The sequence below is a fragment of the Komagataeibacter sp. FXV3 genome (genome assembly GCF_015155755.1).
Lineage (GTDB): Bacteria > Pseudomonadota > Alphaproteobacteria > Acetobacterales > Acetobacteraceae > Komagataeibacter.
The window spans coordinates 36,285-56,811 of record NZ_VWPI01000022.1 but is presented as its reverse complement, the minus strand read 5'-3'; the positions used below and the strand labels follow the sequence as shown (position 1 = coordinate 56,811).

Genomic DNA, 20,527 nt, shown 5'->3' with positions numbered 1-20,527 from the left:
TATTTGATCGCCTCCCCTCCCGCATGTTCATGCTATGGGGCTGCGGATCCGCCCCGATGCGTTGCGTGGAGAATGTCGTCCCTTTGTCATGCCGATTGCAAGCCGGGTCCGCGTTATGTGCCTTCGTGCTGCTATACGCTGGCCCCACCCACGCGCAGAGCGTACCCACCATTGACCTGCATGGCGTGACCATAAAGCCCTATGCAACGGACCAGCTTGATGTAGGCGGGTTTGCCGATGCGTCCCCCGCCCATCCAGGCACGGGGGCACGGGGCGCGCGCATGCGCAATGGTGTGCGGCTGAATATCCACAAACAGGTTGAAATCGGGGCCATATGGGATTTCGGTCCCGCGCCCGGTGGGCCAATGCGCCTGTTTGAAGGTCAGGTTTCCTATGTCGGGCTGCGGCATTTCGTATTCACGGCAGGGATTTTCAAGCCCAGCTTCGGCCTTGAATCCATGCAGGCGCAGGGCGATACCGTCTTTATCGAACGTTCCAGCATCTCCACCCTGACGCGCAACCTGGCCACGGGTATCGAACGGCAGGCAGTGCAGGCGGAAGCATACGGGAAACGCTATCATTTCGCCTTGTCCGCCACCGCAGGCACTGCGGGACCGGGCGAAAACGGCAACCAGCGCGCCATGGCCTTCCGCCTTGTCGGCCTGCCGGTGCGCACGCGCTCCGTGCTGTTCCATCTGGGATTTTCGGGGGAATGGGTCTTCCGCCCGGCTTCCGCACGCAACGCCGCCCCCGCGCTGTCATTGTCCGACAACCCGGAAATCAATCCGGGGACGGTTTCAAAATACCTCGATACAGGAAAGATCCTGTCCGACAGCGGGGGTGCCTTCGGGGTGGAGGCAGCCGTGTCATGGAAAAGACTGCTGTTTCAGGGCGAGGCCTATGACATCCTGCTGAACAGCAACATCCATAACGATAGCGAGCAGTTACGCTTTCACGGGTGGTACGGACAGCTTGGCTACACCATCAATGGAAAGCAGAGGGAATGGAAGGGACGCACGGCGGCGTTTTCCGCGCCGTCATGCGACAGGAAACAGAGCGTGCTGTGTAACGGCTATGGCGTGCTGGAAATCGCGGCCCGCTATTCACAGGTCGATCTTGAATCCGGCCCCATACATGGCGGCGACCAGCAGACCGGGTCACTGGCCGTGAACTGGTGGCCCACGGGCATCATCCGCACGACCGTGCAGTATGAATACGGGCAGGTCACACGCACGCCGTCTGCCGAACATTTTCATGCGGTCATGTCCATGTTCCAGATAAAATTCTGAAAGACCATTTTGAAAACCAAGAAGCTTTCTGAAAAAAGCTTCACCAGAAACTTTCTTATGATTGCAGGATGTTTTCAGATCTGATTTTTCAAAAAGACGGTGTTTCGGGAAATATCCAAAAATGTCCTTCCGGACAGCCCGGCAGTCTCCCCCGCCGGTCACGCAACGGCTGGCACACCCACACCCATTTCCCGTAACGTACCCGCCAGCAAGGCGTTGATTCCGATATGGCAGGAATGAACAGATCATAAGGAAGTTTGTGACGGGCTTTTTTCGGAACGCTTCGAAACACGCCGCCTTTTTGAAAAAAAATGGCGTCCGAAAACTTTTATAGTTTTTAACAATTCATTGTTTTCAAACAGCTTCTCATGACCACGACAGGGAAAGAACCGGCATGGAACAGCAACCCGGCCCCCAGACTGATACGGCACGGCCACGGCAGCCGGTCCTGTTCCTGCCCCATGGCGGGGGGCCATGCTTCTTCATGGACTGGCCAGATACATGGGACCATATGGCAGCCTACCTGCGTGGGGTGGCTGCCACCCTGCCCCGGCGTCCTGACGGGATCGTGGTCATGTCCAGCCATTGGGAAACGGGAATGCCCACGGTGACATCCGGCGCGCACCCGCCACTGATCTATGATTATTCCGGCTTTCCGCCCCATACATACCAGCTACGTTATCCCGCGCCGGGTTCTCCCCGGCTTGCGGCACAGGTGTGCGCCCTGCTGGACAGGGCGGGCATCACCAGCGCGCAGGACCCGGAACGGGGATTTGACCATGGCGTGTTCATACCGTTCATGCTGGCATTTCCGCAGGCGGATATCCCGATTGTCGAACTGTCGCTGCAACGCGACCTGAACGCCGCGATGGAAATACGGACCGGGGCGGCATTGCAGGCGCTGCGCGCGCAGAACGTACTGATCGTGGGTACGGGCATGACGTATCATAACCTGCATCACCTTATGGCACAGAACCCGCAATCAAACGCCGTATCGCAGGAGTTCGACACATGGCTGACCCATGCGGTGGAATCCCCGCCGGACATACGGACCGAAGCCCTGACGCAGTGGACCCACGCACCGGGCGCACGGATCTGCCACCCCCGGCCCGAACACCTGCTGCCGCTCATGTTCGCCGCGGGTGCAGCCGGGACGGACCGGGGCGTGCGTGATTACAGCGACACCGTCATGGGCAAGGCGCTGTCGGGTTTCCGGTTTGGCTGATGGGGTGACCTTTTCCCTGCGGCATCTTCCCTGCTGCATCTGGGGTTCACGCCCTGTTCCGGCATGTTTCAGGCCTCAGCGGCACATTACAGCTTGATCCTGCCGGGCCGGATGCGCTGTATCCGGCCCCTCAATCTGCCACCCCGCGCAGGAACATGGACCATGCCGCTTCCAGAAACGCGGCGCGTGCCGCCATGTCGTGCAGGGGGTAAAGCCCCAGCAGGCGCTGCTGGATCGGCCATCCGGTCATGATCCCGGTCAGCAGGCGGGATGTGTTTTCGTTATCCGTGCCACTGCGGATCTGCCCTGCCGCCACGGCGGCGGTCAGCAGTGTCGTGATCCGACCGTGAAAAGGGGCGACGATTTCATCCATGGCATGGTCGATCAGGCCGGGATAGCGATAGCCATCCGCGATCATCATGCGGTACGTGGCGATCACGTTGTCCCGCATGATGAAATCAAGCAGCATCCGGCAGACTTCCTTCAGCGCCTGCAACGGGTCACGCAGGGAGGCTTCCGTATCCGTTTCCAACAATGAGGCGCTGAGATGCGTGATGACCGCCTTGAACAGGGCTTCCTTGGAGACATAGCGGTGATAGATCGTCTGCTTGCTGGCCCCCGCCGCACGCGCGATCTGCCCCATTGATGTCCCGGCGTAACCATTGGCGATGAACAGCCTGCCCGCCACGTCCAGCAGGTAGCGGTCCAGCCGGGCGGAATCCTCGGGCGTCGGGCGGCCTGAACGGCGCGGCTTGCCCAGCATGGTCGACATTACAGCTTTCCCGTTCCCAACATGTTTTGCCGCAACTGTGCGGCCATATGTGGCTTGACCACGCGGAATTGTCCACCTAACAAAACCGTACCGAACCGTTCCATATATGGTGGCGCATGCCTGATACTTCACCGACCGACCCGTCCCCCTCAGGCCAGCCTGCCCCGTCCGGCGCGCCACAGCCCGATACGAAAAAACCGGCTGACCCGCGCAAGGCTGCGATACGCAAGCTGGTTGTGGCATGCATTGCCGGTGTTGCCGTGGTCGCATTCGTGGCGTGGCTGGTCCAGTGGTGGCTGCATGGGCGCTTCATCCAGTCCACCAATGATGCGTACCTGCAGGCCGATCAGGTCACGGTGTCCACCCGCGTGGCGGGCTTTGTCGATCAGGTGCTGGTGGCCGAAAACCAGGCGGTGACGAAGGGACAGGTGCTGGTACGCATGGATGAACGCGACCCCCGCGCCCGTTTTGAACAGGCCCGCGCGCTGGCCGATCAGGGCAATGCCGCGATCATCCAGACCAGGGCCCAGATCGATGCGCAGGATGCCGAAATCGCACAGGCGCAGGCCCGGCGCGATGCAGCGCAGGCCCAGGTCGATTTTGCCGACCGGCAGGTTGCCCGCTACCGTGCGCTGGCCGCCACGGGGGCAGAAACGAACGAACATTACGACCAGCTGCGCAACAGCAGCGCACAGGCCCATGCCCAGCTGGCGCAGGCCACCGCCGCCCTGAAATCGGCCCAGTTGCAGATCGCCACCTTCCGCGCGGAAATCCTGCAGGCACAGGCCCGTATTGAACAGGCCATTGCCCAGCAGCGTTCCGCGCAGGTGGATCTGGACGCCACCACCATCCGCGCCGCAGTGGACGGGCGCGTGGGCGACCGCAGTGCGCGCGTGGGGCAGTATGCCGCCGTTGGCACGCACATGATGACCATCGTGCCGGTGCAGGACATCTATCTGGTGGCCAATTTCAAGGAAACGCAGATCCGCCGCATGCGCGCGGGTCAGCCGGTCCGGGTATCGGTCGATGCGCTGGGCGGTGAGACAATACACGGCACGGTCGAAAGCTTCGCGCCGGGCACGGGCGCGCAGTTCGCCCTGCTGCCGCCTGACAACGCGACCGGCAATTTCACCAAGGTGGTGCAGCGCGTGCCGGTGCGCATCCATATCCAGCCCGATGCGGCACAACGCGTGGTGCTGATCCCCGGCCTGTCGGTCACGGCGGCGGTTGATACATCCGTAGCCGTCAATGACCCAGCCCCGACCGGCAACGGGTCGTGAGCATTCAGCCACCAGATGATGGCAGCCCCGCCGCCGTCCCGCAGAAAGCGGACGCGGCGGCATGGCTGGCGGTGGCGGCGGGCACCATTGGCGCGCTGATGGCGACGCTGGATACCTCCATCGTCAATTCGGCCCTGCCCACCATCCAGGGCGAAATCGGGGCGTCGAGCAGCGAGGGCACATGGGTCACCACGGCCTACCTTGTGGCTGAAATCGTCATGATCCCGCTGGCCGGATGGTTCGAGCGCATATTCAAGCTGCGCAATTTCCTGCTGATCGCAGCCGTGCTGTTCACCATCTTTTCCATGTGGTGCGGGCTGTCGCCCAACCTCATGCATATGATCATTGGCCGCGTGGGACAGGGCTTTACCGGCGGGGCCATGATCCCCACCGCCATGACCATCGTCGCGACACGCCTGCCGCCGGCCCAGCGCCCGGTGGGCATCGCCCTGTTTGGCATGACCGCCGTCCTTGGGCCGGTGATCGGGCCGGTCATTGGCGGGTGGCTGACGGAAAACCTCAGCTGGCATTATGCCTTCTTCCTCAACCTGCCCATCAGCATCGGGCTGGGCATCCTGCTGTTTGTCGGCCTGCCCGCGGGTAAAATTGACTGGGGCGAATTCCGCAATACCGATTATTACGGACTGGCGGGGCTGGTACTGGGGCTGGGCGGTCTTACGGTGGTGCTGGAGGAAGGGCAGCGTGAACGCTGGTTTGAATCCGACATGATCCGTGAACTCAGCATCATGTCCGCCATTGGCATGATCCTGCTGGTCATCGGGCAGTTCCGTTCACGCCAGCCGGTCATTCACCTGAAAATCCTGCTGCAGAAAAGCTTTTTCGGGGTGTTTGTCCTCAGCCTCGGGGTGGGTGGCGCGCTGTATGGTATCCTGTACCTGATCCCGCAGTTCCTTGCCGCCGTCCCCGACTACAATTCCGAACAGTCCGGTGTCGTGGCGGCCATAAGCGGCATTCCCACCCTGCTTATGCTGGCGGTCTTTCCCATTCTGGTGCGCAAGCTGGATATCCGGCTGGCCATCGCGTTTGGCATGTTCCTGTATGTCGTCAGCTGTTTCATGAACGCGCATCTGTCACCGGACAGCGCGGGGCCGCATTTTTTCTGGTCACAAGTGGTGCGTGGCTTTGCGCAGTTCTTCTCGCTGCTTTTCCTCAATCAGGCGGCGACCAGCGCCGTGCCCATACAGTATGCCGAAGATGCATCCGGCCTGTTCAATGCCGCGCGTAACCTTGGCGGTTCGTTCGGGCTGGCGGCGGTGGCTACCCTGCATGACCGCAGGATGGACCTGCATACCGCCCGTATCGAGGAAACGGTCACCGCCAATTCCGCGCTGGGGCAGGAATTCGTGCAGCATTACGGGCTGGCGCGCCTCAGCGCGCTGATTACCCGGCAGGCGACCGTCATGACCTATGGCGACCTGTTCTGGATATTCGGCATCGCCCTGCTGGTGATGATGCCGCTTGTATTCCTTATCAAGCCAATGCCCAAAGACACCGGCATGACGGTGGGATGACAGACATGACCCCTTTCCTTCCCCTTCGTCACGCCCGCCATCTTGCGGCCGGCGCTGCCCTGGTCACGGTGCTTGCGGCGTGTTCCGTAGGCCCCGATTACAAGGGACCGCCGCATGTGGCCCCCGTGGCGGAACACGCGGCCACCTTCCACCGCGCCGATCCCGCGCTGACTACGGCGCAGGCCCCGCTGTCGCACTGGTGGGAAGGATTGAACGACCCGGTGCTGACGGATCTGGTCACCACCGCGCTACGCAACAGCCCCGACATGAAACAGGCGGCGGCACGGCTGCATACCGCGCGTGCGACCCAGCGTGAACGCTTTGCCGGGTTCTTCCCCGGTGGCGGCATGGCCGCGTTCTGGGATCGTACGCGCCTGCCGACGGGGGATATCACATCCGTCCTTGGCGGCAGTGGGCAGCCGGATGCCATGTCGCTGCCGCCTGCCATCAAGTCGGATTCCTATGGCGCGGGTTTTGACGCCAGCTGGGAAATCGACCCCTTTGGCGGCAACCGGCGCGGGTATGAGGGCGCACGCGCGCAAAGCGAGGCCCAGATGGCGCAGCTGGCCGATACCCGGGTCCGGCTGGCGGCGGATGTGGGACGTAATTACGTCAGCCTGCGCGGAGTGCAGCACCGGCTTGCGCTCATGCAGCGGACCATTGAAATCGAGCAGAACATGCTGGACCTGACCCGCCAGCGCCGCATGCAGGGCACGGCGTCACAGGAAGATGTGGAACGCTTTTCAGGCCAGCTGTCACAGGTTCAGGCCGCCATTGCCCCGATGCAGGCCCAGCAGGCCGGGTATATGGACGCACTGGCCACCCTGACCGGGCGCGAGGCGGGACAGCTTGATGCACAACTGTCCACACCCGTCCCCATTCCCCTGCCCCCTGCGGTGGTTCCCGTGGGCAATCCCGCCGACCTGTTGCGCAGACGTCCCGACATACGCGTAGCCGAACGTGACATTGCCGCCAACAATGCCCAGATCGGTCAGGCCATCGGGCAATATTTTCCCAAGATCAGTCTGTTCGGCACGGTTGGCTTCACCGCCGCCAACGGGCAGCGTTTCTTTTCGGGCGACAGCTTTTCCTACATGGGCGGGCCGACACTGGAATGGAGCATCCTGAACTTCGCCCGCACCAATTCGCGCGTTGGTGAGGCAAAAGGCGGTCGTGACGCGGCCCTTGCGCATTACCAGGGGGTTGTCCTGTCGGCGCTGCAGGATGCGGAAGGCGCGCTGTCACGCTATGGCCACCAGCGCCAGTATGTACTGAAACTGCAGGATGCGCGCGGGGCGTCGGACCGGTCATGGACATTGGCACGGCAGCGCCAGCGCGCGGGCACCCTGTCGGTCATTGACGTGCTGGATGTGGAACGCCAGCGCGTCCAGATCGAACAGGCACAGGCGCAGGCCAGCATGACCAATGACTACATTGCCGTGCAGAAGGCGCTTGGCCTTGGCTGGGAATCCCCTGCCCCGCCGCCCGCGGCAGCCCGGACGGCGGGGCGTTAAGAAACGCGTCGCGCCGGTCTTAAGAGGATATTTGAAACAGGCGGACCAGGAACGCCCTGCAATCATAAGAAAGTTTTTGGTGAAGCTTTTTTCAAAATGCCTTGGGAAACACCGTCTTTTTGGAAAAAGGCGGCACCAAAAAACTTTTATTTTTATTTATCAATGATTTATTTTTAAACAGCTTTTTTACATAGGCATAAGTTACACTTCGCAATGAAACTTCCCCCTGTTTGCGCCTGCGTGGATATTGCCACCGTCCCGATCTGAATTCATAAGGGCTGAACGGCCACGGGCGGGAGACTGAGTCTTGCATTCTGGACCAAGGGGAAGACACGCGCGTGCCTTCCTGTCAGCCCTGATCCTTGCCGTATCCTCTCCCGGCCTGTCCGCATATGCTGTCGATAATGGTGCAGGCCACGCGGCGGCAAGCCCGTCCGTTCCCCAAGTATCCCCCGGTGAGGCAGATAGTGCCCTTGTGGATGATCTGGAACGCCGGACCTTCCGCTGGTTCTGGGATGCGGGGGATGCAAAAACGGGGCTGGTGCCTGACCGTTATCCGTCACCGCAGACATTGAGCAGCGTGGCCTCCATCGGCTTCGGGCTGACGGCCTATGGTATCGGGGCCAGCCGGGGCTATATCACCCGCACGCAGGCCGTAACGCGGACGCTGGCCACCCTGCACGACCTTCTGGATGGACCGCAGAATGATACGGCAGACGGGGCGATGGGTTATCAGGGGTTTTACTACCACTTCCTCAACAAGGGAACGGGCCTGCGGTTCAATCACGATATCGAACTGTCCAGCATTGACACCGCACTTCTGATGCAGGGCGTGCTGTTCGCCCAGTCCTACTACGATCGCTCCACACCACGCGAAACCGAGATCCGCAACCTGGCGGACCAGCTGTACAAACGCGTCAACTGGCAGTGGATGACCCGCCCCGACAACCGGCTGAGCATGGGATGGAGTCCCGAACACGGCTTCATCCCCAGCTACTGGGAAGGCTATAGCGAAGGGATGATGGCCTATATCCTGGGCCTTGGTTCCCCCACCCATGCGCTGGCACCCGTATCGTGGCAGGCGTGGCTGGCCACCAACAACCAGCGCTGGGGCGATTATTATGGCCAGACCTTCCTGAACTTCGCGCCGCTGTTCGGCCACCAGTACACCCATGCGTGGATCGATTTCCGCGGTATGCAGGACGCATGGGCGCGGGAAAAGCAGATCGATTACTTTGAAAACAGCCGGCGTGCCGTCTATGCCCAGCGGGCCTATGCCATTGCCAATCCCGGCAAGTGGCAGGATTACAGTGCAACGATGTGGGGCCTGACCGCCTGTGACGGCCCCGGTGACGTGACCCGGCAGATTGATGGGCAGTCACGGCATTTCCTGTCCTATTCCGCCCGTGGCGCGGGCCGCGACTATACGCAGGATGATGGCACCATAGCCCCCACCGCCGCTGCCGGATCCATTGCATTCGCACCTGAAATCGTGCTGCCGACGCTGCGGAACATGAGAAACCGGTACGGGCAGAACATTTATGGGCGTTATGGTTTCGTGGACGCGTTCAACCCCAGTTTCCGCAACGGGCAGACCTTCTGGACCGATCGGGAATATCTGGGCATCGATCAGGGTCCGATCCTGCTCATGATCGAAAACTGGCGCAGCGGGCTGGTGTGGAACGTGATGAAGCGCAACCCCTATGTCCGCGCCGGGCTGGAACGCGCCGGGTTTGAAGGGGGATGGCTGCCCGCCCGGACCGCCATTGCAAAAATGGACCGGCCCGATACACGGACTTCGCAACTTGCCCCGCAATCCCCCACGACGGCACCGACCAGTGATACCGCACGCGAACCGGCGGCCCCGGCCAACCCGTCGTAGTGTGTTTTTGACTGCATAAAAGACCGTTCGAAAATAAAAAGTCCTTGGGCGCCGCCTTTTTCCAAAAAGGCGGCGTTCCCTGAAGCTTTCTGAAAAGAGCCTGACCAAAAACTTCTTTCAACCGGTTTACGGACCAGCATCAATCGGCACGACGTCAATCAGTTTCTTGTTGACGAATTCCTGTATGCCCATGGAGGACAGTTCACGCCCGAACCCCGACCGCTTGACCCCGCCAAAGGGCAGGTCGGATGTCGTCCATGTGGGATGGTTGACATAGACCATGCCCGTCTCGATCTGTTCCGCCACCCGGATGCCCCGCGCCGTATCCGACGTAAAAACCGAACCGCCCAGCCCGTACGGGTTGTCATTGGCCAGGGCGATGGCCTCATCTTCATCGCGCACACGGAAGAACATGGCGACCGGCCCGAACAGTTCCTGATGGAAAACCGGGTTATCGGGCGTGATATCGGTCAGGATGCTGGTCTGTACGAACGCACCCCGGTTGGGGGGCGTGGGGCCGACGCGCATGACCTTGGCACCGTTCTTGACCGCCAGTTCCACCTGTTCATTCAACTGATCGGCCGCCCCCTGTGATGACAGGGGCGGGACACCGCTTTTTTCATCCATCGGGTCCCCGGGGACGAGTTTGCCCAGTTCGGTCGCAAACCGGTCCAGAAAGGCATCGGCAATCGGGTCGGCCACAATAATGCGCTTGGCTGCAACGCAGCACTGGCCACCGTTGTTCATGCGCCCCCAGACCGCCCATTTCACGGATTTTTCAAGGTCGGCATCTTCCAGCACGATGAAGGCGTCACTACCGCCCAGTTCCATGGTGGTCTTTTTCAGCGCCTTGCCTGCCTGTGACGCCACGATGGCCCCTGCCCCCTCGCTACCGGTCAGGGCGACGCCAATCACGCGGTCATCGGCAATGATCCTGCCCAACTGGTCGCGGGTGGCGTACAGGTTGGTATAAAGCCCTTCGGGGGCACCGGCATCACGGAACAACTGTTCAAACGCGGCTGCCGCCTGCGGCACGTTGGACGCATGCTTCACCACCACCACATTGCCCGCCATGAACTGTGGCCCCACCACGCGGGCAAGCTGGTAATAGGGAAAGTTCCATGGCTCGATGGCGAACAGGATGCCCAGTGGCTGGCTGACCACCATGGCCTGATCCCCGCGCCCGCTTTTTTCCTTCAGCTTCTGCGGGGCAAGGAAGGTTTCGGCATTATCGGCATAATATTGCAGGATATCAGCGGACAGTTCGACCTCCGCCAGACTTTCACGGTACAGCTTGCCCATTTCCAGCGTCAGCAGGCGGGCATACCTGTCTTTCTGCGTGCGCAGCAGATCGGCGGCCTTGCCTACAATGGCCGCGCGTCTGGCAAAGGGCAGTTTCGACCATTCCCTGTACGTCGCCTGGGCGCGGTCCAGCTTCTGCGCCAGTTCCGTGTCCGTCAGGTCGGGGAATGTTGCAATGGTCTCATTGGTAAACGGATTGACTGTCTTGTACGCCATTGGCCTGTCTCCATCCGGATCTTGAGGCAACAGGCGTGGTCCATGCGGTGGCGTTGCACCCTAACCGGCCAACGCCGCCTTCATGCCGCCTGTGCGTGCAGAACGGCATGAAGGCGTCCGGGTTGCGTGGCATCTGCACATGTCAATACCTGACAAACCATAAAGAAGTTTCTGGTGAAGCTTTTTTCAAAGAGCTTCGAAGAACGCCGCCTTTTTTCAAAAAGGCGGCGCCCAAAAACTTTCATTACCCTGCAGATGGGCCGGATGTCAGGCCGTAACCAGCTTTTCCGGTGCAGGCGCGGGTACGCGGATCAGGTAATCAAAGGCAGATAGCGCAGACTTCGCGCCTTCGCCTATGGCAATGACGATCTGCTTGTAAGGCGTGGTTGTTGCATCGCCCGCCGCAAACACACCGGGGATCGAGGTGGCACCATGGTCATTGACCATGATTTCCCCAAAGTCGTTCAGTTTCAGCGTGCCCTCCAGCCAGCCCGTGTTGGGCAGCAGGCCGATCTGCACGAACACGCCCTCCAGATCAATATGGTGGTCCGCACCATCGCCACCGCGATAGGTCAGGCCGGTCACATTATGATCATTGCCTTCGATCCGCGTGGTCAGGGCCTCGGTCAGGACCGTGACATTGGACAGCGTATGCAGCTTGTCCTGCAATACCTTGTCCGCCTTCAGGTGTGATCCGCGCTGCAGCAATGTCACGTGGGCCACGATACCGGCCAGATCGATGGCCGCTTCCACCCCGCTATTGCCACCGCCCGCCACGGCCACGCGCTTGCCCTTGTAGAAGGGGCCATCGCAATGCGGGCAGTAGGCGACGCCCCTGTTGCGGTATTCCTCCTCACCCGGTACGCCCAGATGCCGCCAGTGTGCGCCAGTGGCCAGTATGACCGTGCGGGAATGCAGGATCGCGCCACTTTCCAGCACGACGCCATGCAGGCCGCCGGGCTGGGTGGCGGGGAACAGTTCCTTGGCACGCTGGCCGGAAATGATGTCCACATCATACTGACGGACATGCGCCTCCAGCGCCGCCGCCAGCTTCGGGCCATCGGTTTCGGGAATGGAGATGAAATTCTCGATCCCGGCGGTATCCATGACCTGCCCGCCAAAGCGGTCGCCCAGCAATCCCGTACGCAGCCCCTTGCGCGCGGCATAGACCGCAGCCGATGCGCCAGCGGGGCCTTCCCCGATAATCAGGACATCAAACGGCGCGACATCCTTCAGCTTTTCCGCGGCCCGGCGTGGGGCGTCAGCATCCAGTTTCGCCAGGATCTGTTCGATTTCCATGCGTCCCGTCTCGAACAGTTCACCATTCAGGTAAACCTGCGGCACGGACATGATGTTGCGCGCCGCGACTTCATCAGGGAACAGCGCCCCGTCGATCGTGACGTTATGGATGTTGGGGTTCAGCACGCACATCGCATTGAGTGCCTGCACCACATCGGGGCAGTTCTGGCACGACAGGGCGACATAGGTTTCGAAATTGTATGGTCCCGGCAGGGCGCGGATCTGGGCGGCCACATCATCGGGGATCTTTGGCGCGTGACCACCGACCTGCAGCATCGCCAGCACGAAGGAGGTGAATTCATGCCCCAGCGGGATGGCGGCGAACGTCACCCCCGTTTTCGCGCCATCACGGCGGATGACGAAACTGGGCCGCCGGGTGGCCTGCCCTGTCTCGGACACCTGCACCTTGTCCGAAAGGGCGGCGACCTCATGCAGGAGTTCATGCATCTCACGCGATTTGGGGGTGTCATCCAGGCTGGCCTCCAGCACGATCGGGTGCGCAAGGCTGGCCAGATAACCCTTGAGCTGCGTCTTGATGGGATCTTGCAACATGGGAATGGACTCCGCTCTTTGGGAAAAGGTGGCGTGGGTGGCCCGGCCCCGCAGGGTCGGGCCACGGCCATGGGCGTCAGATCTTGCCGACGAGGTCCAGCGACGGGGTCAGCGTGGCGCCGCCTTCCTTCCACTTCGCGGGGCAGACTTCACCAGGGTGGGACGCGACATACTGCGCGGCCTCGATCTTGGCGATCAGTTCGGCGGCACTGCGGCCGACGCTGCCAGCGGTGATTTCGATGTACTGGATGCGGCCTTCCGGATCGATCAGGAAGGTGCCGCGGTCGGCCACGCCCGCTTCCTCGATATAAACATCAAAATTACGTGCGATGTGGGCCGTCGGGTCGCCCAGCATGACAAACTTGATCTTGCTGATGGCCGGTGACGTGTCGTGCCATGCCTTGTGGGTGAAATGCTTGTCGGTCGAGACCGAGTAGATTTCCACGCCCAGCTTCTGGAACGTCTCGTAATTTTCAGCCAGGTCTTCCAGTTCCGTCGGGCAGACGAAGGTGAAATCCGCCGGATAGAAGAAAAAGACGGACCATTTGCCCTTCACGTCGGCATCGCTCACCTTGATGAACTTTCCGTTGTGGAAGGCGTCTGTCTCGAACGGCTTCAGAGACGAATTGATGCGTGCCATGCGGAATGCTCCTTGCTTTGGCTTGTCAGTTATTGACCGGGTATCTGTCCCATAAATACGAAATGGGGTGAAACCGTTTCTGTCAATGGGTCTGATCGGAAAAACCTTTTTACAAATGCCACGAAATCGGTCCTATCTATAGATATGAATTATATTCCTCTTTCGGGCCTGTCGCTGCGCGACATCGAATATGTGGTGGCGGTGGATGACCTGCGCAACTTCTCCCGTGCGGCGGAACGCTGTGGCGTAAGCCAGGGCGGCCTGTCGGAACAGGTGCGCAAGCTGGAATCGCTGCTGGGTGTGGTCCTGTTCGAACGCACGCGTCGCCATGTAACGGTCACACCCGATGGCGCGCGCCTGATCGCGATGGGGCGCGACGTGCTGGCCGCCGCCCGCGCCATGATCGAGGCCGCGCGTGCGCGCACCGGCCCGCTGGAAGGCGTGGTGCGCATGGGGATCATTGCAACCCTTGGCCCCTATTACGTGCCTGACCTGCTGCCCCTGCTGCGACGGGCCTATCCGCAACTGAAGCTGCAGCTGACCGACAGCCTGACGGATACCATGCTGCGGATGCTGCGGCATGATGAACTGGATGTGGTGTTCGCGGCCCTGCCAGTCAGCGATGAAGGATTCCAGTGTGCGCCCCTGTTCCGCGAACCGTTTCTGGCCGCCTTTCCCGCCAGCCACCTCCTGGCCCGGCGCAGGGCGCTGACGATGCCGGACCTGAAGGGGCCGGACCTGCTTTTGCTGGAAGACGGGCACTGCCTGCGCGATCAGGCGCTGGCGCTGTGTGGCATGTCGCCACAGCGTGACCCGTCGCGCCTGGCCACCAGCCTTGAAATGCTGTGGCACATGATTGGCGCGGGTGAGGGATATTCCCTGATCCCCCGTCTTGCGCTGCGCCACCGGGGCGAATGGGACGGGTTGATAACCGTAACCCCCCTGCCCGGCGCGGGTCGCACGATCGGGCTTGTCTGGCGCACGTCCGACCCACGCGGCCCGGCATTTGACGAATTTGCCCGCTTCCTGCGCGAAAACCCGCCCGAAGGCTGCATGCCGGTCGATGCTCCGCCCCCACCGCAGGACGGGACGCACACCAGACCCACATGACCATGGCGGGTCCGGCTGGTGTTTTTCAGGGACGTCGGACCATAATGGCGCGTAAAGTCTCTTTATCGTGCTTTTCATCCATGGGTATAGTCAGGTAATGAGCCGCAATCACCGCATGCATGAATCCCGGACCCGAAATACAGTCCTGAAAATAACCTGTAACGAACCGGGAACCGCGGAATTCATCAGCCATTCCCTGGATCTGGGCGCCTGTGCCCCCGTCCCGGCGGAAACAGGCAGCCGGCGGTCACTGGCCCAGATCCTGTATCCCGGCAACAGCCATGACATCCCATTCCAGGGGCATGGGGAACAGCTGGATGCGCTGCGCCAGTGGATGGCGGACACGACCCGGGACGTGTCGGTCCAGATCATTACCGGCAGGCCGGGACAGGGCAAGACGCGCCTGGGCACCGAACTGGCTGCCCGCGCACGCGAAGATGGCTGGATGGCGGGTTTCCTGCCACCCGGCAATGCGGAAATTTTCACGGATATACCCTTCACCACGGTCTGGCAGCAGCCCACGCTGGTCATTATCGACAACGCGGCCAGCCGGGTCGCACAGGTCAGGGCATGGCTGCGCGCGCTGGTCCGCCAGCCCCGTCCTGCCACACATCCGCTGCGTCTGGTCCTGCTGGAACGCGCGGGACTGGACTCCCTGTGGGTGGAGGACATTTTCAGCCCGGACAATGCGGCTGATTCCGCCCTGGCCGCGCTGCTGTCCCCTGCACAGTGGCCTGACCTGCCCCCCCTGAACGGGGCCGATGCCCGATACGCGGTTTTTGCCGCCGCCTATCGCGCCACCAGCGGCAATGCGCCCCCCGTCGATACCGCCATGATGCTGCGCCACAAGCTGGATGAACTGGCACGGGAGGGTTCGACGCTGTTCCTGATCGCGATGGGGTTTGTCGCGGCGCGTGAGGGGCTGCTTGCTGCCCGTACGCTGGGCGTCCCGTCCCTCCTGTCGCGGATGGTGAAAGAAGAAATTCGCCGCATCGAAGCCCTGTGGCAGGCGGATGGCGGCATACCGGCAGACCTGCGGCCGCAGGCCTGGCACCTGACCGGTATCAGCGCATTATGTGGTGGCATGACCCCGGCCACACAGCAACAGGTTGCCAGGGCCGAAGCCCCGGCCAGCCAGCAGGATGCGTCCGCCCCGATGGAGGCCTGCCTGCATGCCGTGCGCATGGCCCAGCCGGGTTGCGACGGCGGCACGGCCGTGTCCCTGCCGGGCATGGTGGCCGGTGCGCTTGGCATGCATCTGGCCATGTCGCAGGGGACGGACATACTGGACCGGCTGCCTGCCACCCCATCCCTGCGCCTGCCGCTGATTGCCGGAACGGTCCGCGCCTGCCAGGCCGCATGGGAAATCGGGGATAACCAGCCCCTTGCATTGCTCGAGCATCTGATCGGCCTGTGCGGCGCGGATCGTGATGCATTGCAGGCACTGGCCCGGTACCTGCCCCGGCAGGGATCACAAATACAGGTCATTGCACTGGATGTGGTTGAAAGGCTGACAGCCACCCTGCGCGCGGACACAGCATCGGGCCCCACCGCCCCGCTGGGCCGGGCGCTGACCGCCCTGTTCCACCGCCATGCCGATCTGTGGCAGCTGGAACAGGCACGACATGCAGCGCGCGAGGCCGTGGCGGTCCAGACCGGCCTTGCCGCGCGGGATCGTGCCTGCCGCCCGGCTGCCGCCGCCAGCCTGTATGACATCGCACGGTACGACAACGGGCTGGATGCCCCGGCTGCGGCCCAGCCCATGGCACAGCAGGCCGTGGCGACCTATACCGCACTGGCGGAAGGGGATCGGGCCACTTTCCGCCCTTACCGTGCCCGCAGCCTGTATCAGGTGGCACGCGCCCAGCATGGCCTCGATCAGTTCGTGGCGGCGCGACAGACGCTACGCCGCGCCATGGCCATCCAGACCCAGCTGGCTGACACCAATCCGGTGACGTTCAGGCCAGACCTGGCTGCAAGCCTGCTGCTGCTGTCATCATGCCAGGCCGGCCTGCACGCGTATGAGGAAGCACGCGAAACCGCGCTGGAGGCGGTGATCCTGTACACGGGACTGGCGCATGATTACCCCGATACGTTCCAGCCCGCACTGGCGGACAGCCTGCACCAGCTTGCCAACCGCCAGATGGCGCTGGCCCGGCACGAAACCGCGCTGAAATCCCTGGAGGAAGCGGTCTCGCTCCAGTCCGCGTTTACCGAGCGGTGGCAGGGGGCGGGCATGCCCGAGCTGGCGGCATACCTTGATACCCTTGCCCTGTGCCACGACGGGCTGAGGCGGGTGAACGACGGTAACAATACCCTACGTGAAGCCATCCGGCTGTACCGGATACTGGCGAAAAAAGCACCGGAGGCCTTCAGCGCGCCGCTGGCGCGGGTGCTTGAACGGTTCAGCGCGGACACATCCCCCATCGATCCGGCGATAGGGGCAGAAAACATACGGGTCATGCAGGAAGTCGTCAGCCTGTATGACACACTGGCCCGGACGGACCCGGAGCGCTTCATGCCCCGGCAGGCCCATATCCTGAGCGAACTGTCACAGCGTCAGGAAAGGTGGGACCGGCACGACGAGGCCATTGTCAGCAGTATCGCCGCCGTCAGGCTGTACATGGACCTGACCCGGAAGAATCCTGATAAATTTCAGGAAGCTCTGCTGGATGCATTCAGGGATGCCGCGAGCCTGCTGATGGATGACCGGGCGGAGGAATGCCTTGTCCTGTTGCATGACGTGATGGCCCTGCACCGCGACATCTCGGCCCGGAACCCGAACAACCTGCAGATACGCATGAATCTGGCCACCTTCCTGTTGTGGCAGGCAGTGATAACGCTGGAAATGGGGCAGTTCGAACAGATGCACGCGCCATGGCACGAAGGCCTGCGCATGATGATGGAACTCGCCGCCCTGCGTCCCGAGACATTTGCCGACGAACTGAAGCGGATCCTTTCCGAACTGGAAGACATGCCATGCGAGGACAGCGCGGCAAAGGATGCGTTTTTTGCCCTGTGGCATGAAACTGCCGAGGACCTTACCGCACTTGTCCACCAGCACCCCGCCATTTTCACGCCGGTTCTGATCGGCAACCTGGAAAAACTGTCACAGCGGCTGCTGGACAACGGACAGCCCGGGCAGGCATTGCAGGCCATCCAGCGCGCCATATCCGTCCATCACGGCCGCATAGACAAACAGATCATTAACGACAGCCAGCGCCATGTCGCCCTGGCGCACAGCATGGACATGCTGGCCTATATCTACAAAACCCTGGGCCAGTATGACGACATGCGGCGGGTTGCCGAAGCCATAATCGCCATTTACGAACAGTTGATTGACAAGGGCGAAGCGGGTTTTGAATGGGAACTGGCCAAAAAATACAGCGTGCTGGGCATGTGCCAGAAGCATCTGGGCCAGACCGAAAGTTCGCTGGCATCCACAACGCAGGCCATATCCCGGTTCCGCACGCTTATTGAACAGGATTCGCCCATATCACTGCCCGGACTGGAGGCGCTTGAACCGGCGCTGGCGGCAAACCTGGCCCGTGCGTCCAGCCTGTATGACACGCTGGGGCAGCATGCCGCCGCGTTGCAGGCCGTCACAGAAGCGATCGACCTGTATTCCAGACTGGCCGGACAGGAACCGGCCAATTTATCAGCCCCGCTTGCTGAATGCCTGCGCGCCCTGCCCCGCCTGCGGCAGGCGGCGACAGGCAGGGATGAATCCTTGGCCGATACCCTTGACGCCGTGGCACTGTACCGCACGCTGGCCGAAACATGCCCCGAACAGTTCCTGCCCGATCTGGCCAGTTTCCTTGTCCGGTTATGCATGTGCCAGTGGCAGGGCGGCGGCCCCGCATGGGCGGACGCACTGGAATCCGCACAGGAAGCGGTGACCCTTTACGCCGGGCTGTATGCCAGTGATCCCGACCATCACCGCGCCGGTTACGCGGACAGCCTGTACAGGGTCTTTTTATGCCATAACGGGCTGGAACAGCTGGATCAGGCGCTGGTGGCGCTGAAGGAAGCCCTGTCGCTGTACCGTATCCTTGCCGCCAGTTACCCGCAGGAATTCCGCCCGCAACTGGCGCAGTGCCTGCTCGATCTGGCGCAGTACCTGATTACCTACAAGGATTATGACGTGGCACTGCATACGGTGCATGAAGCCACGTCCCTGCTGACCGACCTGGCGCAGACGGATCGCGCGACTTTCCAGCCCATATTGAAAAAAGCCCGTGCCATGCATGGGCTGATTGTACGCAAACGCCGCCGCTAGCATGTATTCGGGCCACATGACCCAAACCTTCGCACCGCCATGACGTTGTCATGGCAGGTAATGGAGGTTTTCCCATGACACGTCCCATCAGGTTATTCATCGCCCTGGCCATCGGCCTGTCCGTCGCGGGGTGCCATGATGGCCGCTATCACCATCACCACCACCGTGGTGGGTATGACGGCTATAACCGTGGCGGTTACGGAAACGGGTATGGCGGGCCCGGGCGCGGATATGGTGGTCCCTATATGGGCGGCGGGGGCGGCATGGGCAGGCCGTAATCCCTGTGGGTTACGGCCCGGTCAGCCGGGTGACCAGCAGCTGGTTGATGCGGAAACCTTCCACATCAACCACCTCGAAACGGAAACCCAGCGTATCGACCCGGTCGGCCTTGCGTGCCATGCGGCGCAGGCGGTGCATGACAAAGCCGCCAATGGTGTCGAATGGCCCGGCTTCATCCAGATCGGCGGCCTCCAGTTCGCGGCGCACGTCACCGATGGAGGCTGCGCCGTCGATCAGCCATGAATTGGCGTCACGGCGCACGATCAGCTGTTCCTCGAACGGGTTGGCAAGCCCACCCATCAGGGCGCCCATGATGTCCTTGAAGGTAATCAGCCCCACCACCAGCCCGTATTCGTTCACGACCAGCGCAAAGCCCGCGCCATGGGTGTCGAACTGCGACAGCGTATCCCACAGGTTGATCGTCTCGGGCACGGACAGGACATCGCGCCGCACCTGAAAGATCGCGTTGCCGCTGGACAGCGCACCCTGCGGCCCCTTGGCGGGCGGCTGGGTCGGGTCACGATCCACCACGGCCGCCAGCACGTCTTCCGCGCGGATGGAACCGATGACATTGTCCAGCCCGCCATTGCACAGGGGATAGCGCGAATAGGGCTTGGCGCGGACCTTGGTTTTCTGTTCCTCGATCGTTTCCTGCAGGTCGAGGAACACGATTTCATCACGCGGGGTCATGGCGGACGTGATCGAACGGTCCTGCAGGCCCAGCACGTTCTGGATCATCTGGTGTTCCTGTTCCAAAAGCACGCCCGATGCCGTGCCCGCGGCCAGGATCGCGCGCAGGTCCTCTGGCGTGACCGGTTCGACCGCCGATGCCGCCGGGATCTTCAGGGCGCGCAGGATGGCGTCCGACATCTTGGAAAACACCCAGACGATGGGATAGAGCAGCTTCAGCGCGGTAGCGGGAAACCAGCCGACAGCCAGTGCGATCTTGTCTGGCGCGTTCATGGCGACACGTTTGGGCAGCAGGTCGGCAAACAGCACGAACAGTCCCGTCACCAGCACGAACCCGAAGACCGAGGCCAGCGTTTCCGCGGTCGGGGACGGCAGGCCCCACCCCATCAGCCCATGGGTGACGGAGGGCGCGATCATTTCCGAACTGATCATGCCGCCCAGAACACCCACGCCATTGAGGCATATCTGCAGGACGGTCATGACCTGCCCGCTGTTGCGCCGCAGCTTAAGGAACGCGGTGGCCCGTTCATCGCCCGCTTCCGCACGCGAACGCAGGCGTGCGTCGCGTGCCGCGGCAAAGGATATTTCAGACAGTGAAATGAAGATATTAAGTGCAACCAGAAGGACAAGCGCGATCAGGCCAGAAAAAAACAAAATCACCGGGAC

The 20,527-nt window shown here is 61.9% G+C and carries 14 protein-coding genes; 9 read left to right on the top strand and 5 right to left on the bottom strand.

All coding sequences use genetic code 11. The annotated features are described in order from the left end of the window. Positions 1-23 precede the first annotated feature (23 nt). Together F1542_RS02440 and F1542_RS02435 are read left to right on the top strand one after the other, a co-directional pair. On the top strand, positions 24-1,289 hold the full coding sequence (locus F1542_RS02440; RefSeq protein WP_227672409.1) for an OprO/OprP family phosphate-selective porin: 1,266 nt from the start codon (positions 24-26) through the stop codon (positions 1,287-1,289). A 394-nt stretch (positions 1,290-1,683) separates the two neighbouring features. Then, complete coding sequence (locus tag F1542_RS02435; RefSeq protein ID WP_193731633.1) at positions 1,684-2,514, top strand: class III extradiol ring-cleavage dioxygenase; 831 nt, start codon at positions 1,684-1,686, stop codon at positions 2,512-2,514. Between the two features lie 130 nt (positions 2,515-2,644). Here the strand turns inward: F1542_RS02435 and F1542_RS02430 are convergent, their stop codons facing one another. Continuing rightward, positions 2,645-3,286, bottom strand: coding sequence for a TetR/AcrR family transcriptional regulator (locus tag F1542_RS02430; RefSeq protein WP_193731632.1), 642 nt, complete (start codon positions 3,284-3,286; stop codon positions 2,645-2,647). Between the two features lie 116 nt (positions 3,287-3,402). Between F1542_RS02430 and F1542_RS02425 the strand changes: the two genes are divergently transcribed. From F1542_RS02425 to F1542_RS02410, 4 genes are all read left to right on the top strand, one after another. Continuing rightward, positions 3,403-4,566 carry an HlyD family secretion protein gene (locus F1542_RS02425; protein ID WP_227672406.1) on the top strand — a complete coding sequence of 388 codons (1,164 nt, stop codon included), beginning with the start codon at positions 3,403-3,405 and terminating at the stop codon, positions 4,564-4,566. Continuing rightward, the gene (locus F1542_RS02420) at positions 4,563-6,098 is read left to right on the top strand and encodes an MDR family MFS transporter (protein ID WP_193731631.1); all 1,536 of its coding nucleotides are present in this window, start codon (positions 4,563-4,565) and stop codon (positions 6,096-6,098) included. The genes F1542_RS02425 and F1542_RS02420 overlap by 4 nt, the downstream gene beginning before the upstream one ends. Before the next feature lie 5 nt (positions 6,099-6,103). Then, positions 6,104-7,612, top strand: coding sequence for an efflux transporter outer membrane subunit (locus F1542_RS02415; protein WP_227672405.1), 1,509 nt, complete (start codon positions 6,104-6,106; stop codon positions 7,610-7,612). A gap of 307 nt (positions 7,613-7,919) precedes the next feature. Continuing rightward, positions 7,920-9,494 carry a glucoamylase family protein gene (locus tag F1542_RS02410; protein ID WP_193731629.1) on the top strand — a complete coding sequence of 525 codons (1,575 nt, stop codon included), beginning with the start codon at positions 7,920-7,922 and terminating at the stop codon, positions 9,492-9,494. Positions 9,495-9,620: 126 nt separating this feature from the next. Here the strand turns inward: F1542_RS02410 and F1542_RS02405 are convergent, their stop codons facing one another. The 3 genes from F1542_RS02405 to ahpC form a co-directional block, all read right to left on the bottom strand. Beyond that, a complete protein-coding gene (locus F1542_RS02405; protein ID WP_193731628.1) occupies positions 9,621-11,012 on the bottom strand; it encodes an NAD-dependent succinate-semialdehyde dehydrogenase in 1,392 nt (463 codons plus the stop codon). Between the two features lie 267 nt (positions 11,013-11,279). Next, the gene (gene ahpF / locus F1542_RS02400; RefSeq protein ID WP_193731627.1) at positions 11,280-12,863 is read right to left on the bottom strand and encodes an alkyl hydroperoxide reductase subunit F; all 1,584 of its coding nucleotides are present in this window, start codon (positions 12,861-12,863) and stop codon (positions 11,280-11,282) included. A 76-nt stretch (positions 12,864-12,939) separates the two neighbouring features. Then, entirely contained in the window at positions 12,940-13,503 is a 564-nt protein-coding gene (ahpC, locus tag F1542_RS02395) for an alkyl hydroperoxide reductase subunit C (RefSeq protein WP_010508485.1), read from the bottom strand. Positions 13,504-13,647: 144 nt separating this feature from the next. On the opposite strand from ahpC, the gene F1542_RS02390 reads away from it, so the two are divergent. From F1542_RS02390 to F1542_RS02380, 3 genes are all read left to right on the top strand, one after another. Next, entirely contained in the window at positions 13,648-14,613 is a 966-nt protein-coding gene (locus F1542_RS02390; RefSeq protein ID WP_193731626.1) for a hydrogen peroxide-inducible genes activator, read from the top strand. Between the two features lie 97 nt (positions 14,614-14,710). Then, complete coding sequence (locus F1542_RS02385) at positions 14,711-18,892, top strand: hypothetical protein (protein ID WP_227672404.1); 4,182 nt, start codon at positions 14,711-14,713, stop codon at positions 18,890-18,892. A gap of 74 nt (positions 18,893-18,966) precedes the next feature. Further along, positions 18,967-19,170: a hypothetical protein gene (locus tag F1542_RS02380; RefSeq protein ID WP_193731625.1), complete on the top strand. Its 204-nt coding sequence runs from the start codon at positions 18,967-18,969 to the stop codon at positions 19,168-19,170. A gap of 10 nt (positions 19,171-19,180) precedes the next feature. Here the strand turns inward: F1542_RS02380 and F1542_RS02375 are convergent, their stop codons facing one another. Continuing rightward, positions 19,181-20,521, bottom strand: coding sequence for a hemolysin family protein (locus tag F1542_RS02375; RefSeq protein WP_346011743.1), 1,341 nt, complete (start codon positions 20,519-20,521; stop codon positions 19,181-19,183). Positions 20,522-20,527: the final 6 nt, after the last annotated feature.